This window comes from Kitasatospora sp. Root107, from assembly GCF_001424875.1.
In the GTDB taxonomy this organism is placed as follows: domain Bacteria; phylum Actinomycetota; class Actinomycetes; order Streptomycetales; family Streptomycetaceae; genus Kitasatospora.
Window position 1 is genome coordinate 41,844 of record NZ_LMCT01000030.1, and the last position, 5,088, is coordinate 46,931.

Here is a 5,088-nt window from a genome sequence, read left to right on the forward strand (position 1 = left end):
AACTGGCGGCGCACCCCGACCTGCCCGCCGGGGAGCGCGCCGAGGTGGTCCGCGATCTCCGGGCGGACCACGCCCGGCTGGAGGAACTGCTCACCGCGCTGCGGACGTTGGCCCAGGGCGACCTGGTGGAGGTGTCGGCGTTCGCCCCGATCGACCTGGCGGACCTGGTCGAGGACGTGACCGGCGAGACCCGGCGGCGGCACCCCGCGGTCCGGCTGACCACCGAAAGCCCGGCCGAGGTCGGGGTGTTCGGCTGGGAGAGCGGACTGCGGATCCTGCTCGCCAACCTGCTCGGCAATGCCGTGGTGCACGGCCACCTGCCGGACCAACCCGCCACCGTGGCCGTACGGTTGAGCACCGAGGGCGAGTTCGCGGTGCTCACCGTGGACGACTACGGCCCCGGCATCGAGCCGGCGGCGCGTCAGGCGGTCTTCACCCGGTTCCACCGCCGCCCGGACAGCCCCGGCTCCGGGCTCGGGCTGACCCTGGTGGCCCAGCAGGCCGCGCTGCACCGGGGCACCGTCACGGTCGCCCCCGGACCGGGCAGGACGGGCAGCCGGTTCGAGGTGCGGCTGCCGCTGCTACGCCCCGACGCGCCGACGCTTGAGCTGCCCGTCCAGCTCTCGATGCGCCGGGACTGGCTGGCCGGCGACCGGTCCTGACGGGCCGCCGGCCGCGCCCGAGCGGGTCACAAGGAATCCACAAGAACCGGCGCTACCCTCCTCGCGATCGGCCCGGCCACGGGCCCGACACACCTGTCGCTGAAGGAGATCCCGCCATGCTCAGCAACCGCAAGGCCGTCCTCACCGGAGCGCTCGCGCTGGCCGGCACGCTGCTGGTGGCCGTGCCGGCGCAGGCCGAGACCAAGCCTGCGGCCGCACCGAAGGGCGACGGCGCCAAGTCCGTCTGCAAGCGGCTGCCCAAGACCGAGCAGCGCATCAACGCCTCGCTGACCCGGCTGAAGGGCGACGCGACCGTCAACGGCTCGGTGGCCCGGCTGGAGCAGCGGGTGGCCAACGCCAAGGCCGCCGGGCACACCGAGATCCACACCCTGCTCAGCGGCCGCCTGACGTTCCGGAAGAACCTGCTGCCCACGCTGCAGACCCGCCAGAACGACCTCAAGGCCGTCGCCACCTGGTGCGCGGCCCAGGGCTACACCCAGGCCCCGGCCAAGTGACCGGCCGTCAGCTCGGCCGTCACCTCGGCCTCGGGGCGGCCGCCGTTGCGGCCCTTGCCCTCCTGACCCTCACCGGCTGCGGGCCGACCGGTGGCAGCCAGGGCACGCCCGACCGGGCGGGTCAGTCGGCGGGGGCCGACGATGCCCAGGTCCAGGACATGCAGCAGAAGATCGACGCCGCCGAGAGCGCGGCAGCGGAGGCCGAGTCAGACAGCACCGAGGACAGCTGAGCGCCACCGGGTACGGGCCGAAGCCCGTACCCGGTGGCGCTGGCGTTGACGTCAGGGTCAAGGTCTACCGTCGTCCCAGGCGGTGCGGAGAGGCACCCCGGAAGGAGCGGGTGATGCGGATCGGTGAGCTGGCCGAGCGGGCGGGTACGACTACCCGGACGCTGCGGTACTACGAGCAGCTGGGCCTGCTGCCCGCCCGGCGGTCCGGCAACGGCTACCGGGCGTACAGCCAGGAGGACCTGCGGCTGCTCCAGCAGATCCGCACCCTCCAGGACTTCGGCTTCGGCCTGGAGGAGACCCGGCCGTTCGTCGAGTGCCTCCAGGCGGGCCACCCGGAGGGCGACTCCTGCCCGGCCTCGCTGGAGGTCTACGAGCGCAAGCTCGCCGAGCTGGACGAGTGCATCGCCCGGCTCCACGAGGTCCGCGAGCAGGTCGGCGCCCAGCTGACCCGGGCCCGCGAGTCGCGGGACGCGCTGGCGACCGCCGTCGACCGGCCGCCGCTCTGCGAGCTGACGGTCCGGCCGCCGGCCGTCGTACGGGAATCCGAGTAACGAGCAAAGGGGACGACAGTGCAGATCACAGGGGTGGCCGCGGTCACGGACGAGACCTTCGCCGAGCTGGTGCTGGCGGCCGAGGGACCGGTGCTGGTGGAGTTCACCGCCGACTGGTGCCCGCCGTGCCGGATGATGGCGCCGGTCCTGGCCGACATCGCCCGCGAGGAGGCGCACCGGCTCAAGGTGGTGCAGCTGGACGTGGACCGCAATCCGCAGACCCAGGCCACGTACGCGGTGCTCTCGATGCCGACGATGATGGTCTTCCGCAACGGCGAACCGGTCAAGTCGGTGGTCGGCGCCCGCGCCAAGTCCCGGCTGCTGCGGGAGTTCGACGACGTGCTCTGACCGTCTCGACGGCAGGCCGCGGTCGGGTCAGGCCATCCAGAAGAAGACGGCCGTCATGCGCTTCTCCTCCAGAGTGCTGCCCCAGTAGGCGCTGGCGGTGTGCATCATGTTGGCGGTGTAGAGGAGGAGACGGTTGTAGCGGTGCGGGACCGCGACGTCCTCGGTGAAGGAGTCGGCGGGGACGAAGCGGGTGCCGAGGGCGTCGACCAGGTTGTTGTGCGGGGCGGTGACCAGGTTCCCGCCGAGCCGGCCGCCGGGGAAGCTCTGGCGGTAGAAGCTGGTGCCGCACTGCTTGGGTACGTCGGGGTTGAGGTAGAGGACGGCGGCGTACCGGCAGAGGGCGCGGGAGTCGGTGTGCGGGCGAGGTTCGCACTCGCCGGCTCCGACCACCTGGACGCAGTTGTGGTTGAAGGTGCCGCCGTCGGCCTCGGTGAGGGCCCAGATCCGGGGTGCGCCGGTGGCCTTCCGGACCTGGGCCTCGATGTGGGCCAGCTCGGTGGGCAGCAGTCCCGGCATGGTGCGCAGGCCCGGCCAGGCCTCGGGCTGGTGGGGGTAGCCCTCGTCCCAGTGCTCGACCGCCAGGCAGCGGGCGCGGACCTCGTCGATGTTGGGCAGTACGTCGTCGAGGACCCAGTAGTCGCGGCCCCGGGTGGGCTTGCGGTAGGGCAGGACGGGGAGCGTGGCGGCGGCAGGGCGGCGGAGCTGTGGGGGCATGCGGCCGACGATAGGAGAGCGGTGGCCCACGACTCGCCCGCAAATTGGTCAATATTCGGTCATGATGACGGAGTTCGGCCAAGTGTCGAGTGGACGGCGCTGGTCCGGTCGGGTGCGTCTGATTCGTACGGGTGTTTCGCTGTCTTTATGCTGGTCGCGATGACTGCTGACCGTCGCTCTGTGCTGCGCACCGCCGCCCGGCTTGCCGCCGTGACCGCCGTCGGCGCGCTGTCGGCGTGTGCGCCGGGCCCGACCCGGGGTACGGGTGGTCAGGGGCCGGTGGACCCGCCGGAAGGTTCGGCCGGGTACTCGCTCCGCCCGTCGCCCGCCCCGACCGCAGCGGCTGCCGCACCCACGCCCACGCCGGTACTGTCGCCGCCCGCCGCCGTGGTCCCGGCGGTGGCGCCGCTCGCGCCGGGGACACCGGGGGAGGTGGTGAACGGGCCGCGCGGTCGCGCGGAGGTCGCGCTGACCTTCCACGGCGAGGGCGACCCGGCCCAGGCGACGGCGCTGTTGGAGCGGGCCGAGCAGCACGGCGTGCGGCTGACGGTGCTGGCGGTGGGCCGCTGGCTGGATCAGCAGCCCCAGATGGCGGAACGCATCCTGCGCGGCGGTCACGAACTCGGCAACCACACCCAGAACCACCTCGACATCAACGCCCTGACTCCCGATCAGGCGCACGCGGAGATAGCGGAGTGCGCCGAGCGCCTGCGCAGGCTGACCGGTTCGATCGGACGCTGGTTCCGGCCGTCGGCGGCCCAGTACGCCAACTCGATGGTGCGGGAGCAGGCCCGGCTGGTGGGGTACGAGCACTGCCTGTCCTTCGACGTGGACCCGCGTGACTACAGCGACCCGGGCGCGGACCTGCTGCAGCGCCGGTTGCTCCGTTCGGTGCGGGGCGGCTCGGTGGTGGCGCTGCACATGGGCCATCAGGGCACCGTGGACGCGCTGCCCGCCGTGCTGGAGGGCCTGCAGCGGCTCGGGCTGCACCCCGTGACTGCCAGTCAGCTCTGCACCTGACCGCCGCCTCGACCGGGTGAAATCGGCCGCCGGGTGTGCGGAATGATCCATTGACATAATGTCAGTGACGCGGCTCCTCTACTGTGGTGAGCATGACGAGCGGGGGCCCAGACAGCCTGTTGCCACGGTCCGAGGTGCGCCCCGAGCTCTCCGGGACGGTGGCCCGGCCTGTTGACGATCCGCCGATGGCCGGGGCTGCGCCTCGGTACGAGGTGGTGCGGTTACCCCCCGACGACCACGGCCGTGAGGCCTGGGCAGTGGTGGACTGGCTGACCGGGCGGTGGGTGCAGGCGGGCGGCGAAGTGGACGTGTACACCGCCGAGTTCGGGGCCCGGGCCTGCATCCGGCGGATGCGCTACCTGGACGAACTCGGTGCCCACCACGACTGACAGCGGGCTCGGTGCTGCCGCCTCGGCCGTCGCCTGTTCGGGTGATGGGCGGGTTGGGGGCCGGCCGTTGGTGGGAGGGGCTGGATGTGACGACTTCCTCCCCTTCGGCGCGCAGGCGCCGCCACGTTGCCCCGCCCTCGTCGGCCGCCACTCCGAGCAGTGGACTGCTCGCGGCCGGTCCGGCCCCGGTGCACCCGGCTCCGGTTCACCCAGCTCCGGCTCCCAGGCGCGAGATCCCACCGGTCCGGCCGCGGTGCTGTTGGACCTGGAGCAGCGAACACCGGCTGCTCGGCGGCACCGTCGTGCGGACCCGGTGGCACCAGCCGGTCTGCCCGCGCTGGGCGGAGCGCTGAGCAGGCAGGGCCACCGGTGCTCGAACTGGCTTCCGTACCAGCGTTGCTGAGGCTCCGTCGGATCAGGGCAGGAGGTGCGCTGCGAGCTGCTGCCACTGCCTGGTGGGCGGGGTGCCGGGGGTGGCGGTGAGGAGGTGGAGGCTGACGTGGTCGGCCCCGGCGTCGAGGTGTTCGTGGACGCGGTGGGCGATGTCCTCGGCAGTGCCGTGGGCCACGATCGCGTCGACCAGCCGGTTGCCGGGTGGGTCGACGACCTCGTACCCCAGATCGCGCAGCAGGGCGCGGCGGTTGGGCAGTGCCGCGACG

At 72.8% G+C, this 5,088-nt stretch carries 8 protein-coding genes and 1 pseudogene; 7 read left to right on the forward strand and 2 right to left on the reverse strand.

What is annotated here, in order from left to right; genetic code table 11:
* From ASC99_RS24365 to trxA, 5 genes are all read left to right on the forward strand, one after another.
* Positions 1 to 662 (forward strand): sensor histidine kinase KdpD (locus ASC99_RS24365; RefSeq protein ID WP_162257917.1); only part of this gene is annotated, 662 nt, incomplete at its 5' end.
* Positions 663 to 778: 116 nt separating this feature from the next.
* Entirely contained in the window at positions 779 to 1,177 is a 399-nt protein-coding gene (locus tag ASC99_RS24370) for a hypothetical protein (protein WP_057235668.1), read from the forward strand.
* Positions 1,174 to 1,407: a hypothetical protein gene (locus ASC99_RS24375; RefSeq protein ID WP_057235671.1), complete on the forward strand. Its 234-nt coding sequence runs from the start codon at positions 1,174 to 1,176 to the stop codon at positions 1,405 to 1,407. The genes ASC99_RS24370 and ASC99_RS24375 overlap by 4 nt, the downstream gene beginning before the upstream one ends.
* A gap of 113 nt (positions 1,408 to 1,520) precedes the next feature.
* Complete coding sequence (locus ASC99_RS24380; RefSeq protein WP_057235674.1) at positions 1,521 to 1,958, forward strand: MerR family transcriptional regulator; 438 nt, start codon at positions 1,521 to 1,523, stop codon at positions 1,956 to 1,958.
* 18 nt (positions 1,959 to 1,976) lie between these two features.
* Entirely contained in the window at positions 1,977 to 2,306 is a 330-nt protein-coding gene (trxA, locus tag ASC99_RS24385) for a thioredoxin (protein ID WP_057235676.1), read from the forward strand.
* 27 nt (positions 2,307 to 2,333) lie between these two features.
* Here trxA and ASC99_RS24390 read toward each other — a convergent pair whose 3' ends face one another.
* Complete coding sequence (locus ASC99_RS24390) at positions 2,334 to 3,020, reverse strand: DUF6445 family protein (RefSeq protein ID WP_057235678.1); 687 nt, start codon at positions 3,018 to 3,020, stop codon at positions 2,334 to 2,336.
* Positions 3,021 to 3,179: 159 nt separating this feature from the next.
* Here ASC99_RS24390 and ASC99_RS24395 point away from each other — a divergent pair, with 159 nt between their 5' ends.
* A complete protein-coding gene (locus ASC99_RS24395; protein WP_082598592.1) occupies positions 3,180 to 4,040 on the forward strand; it encodes a polysaccharide deacetylase family protein in 861 nt (286 codons plus the stop codon).
* A 92-nt stretch (positions 4,041 to 4,132) separates the two neighbouring features.
* Positions 4,133 to 4,429: a hypothetical protein gene (locus ASC99_RS24400; protein ID WP_157531715.1), complete on the forward strand. Its 297-nt coding sequence runs from the start codon at positions 4,133 to 4,135 to the stop codon at positions 4,427 to 4,429.
* Between the two features lie 415 nt (positions 4,430 to 4,844).
* Here the strand turns inward: ASC99_RS24400 and ASC99_RS41065 are convergent.
* Positions 4,845 to 5,088, reverse strand: a pseudogene (locus ASC99_RS41065) (LLM class F420-dependent oxidoreductase); the annotation flags it as partial.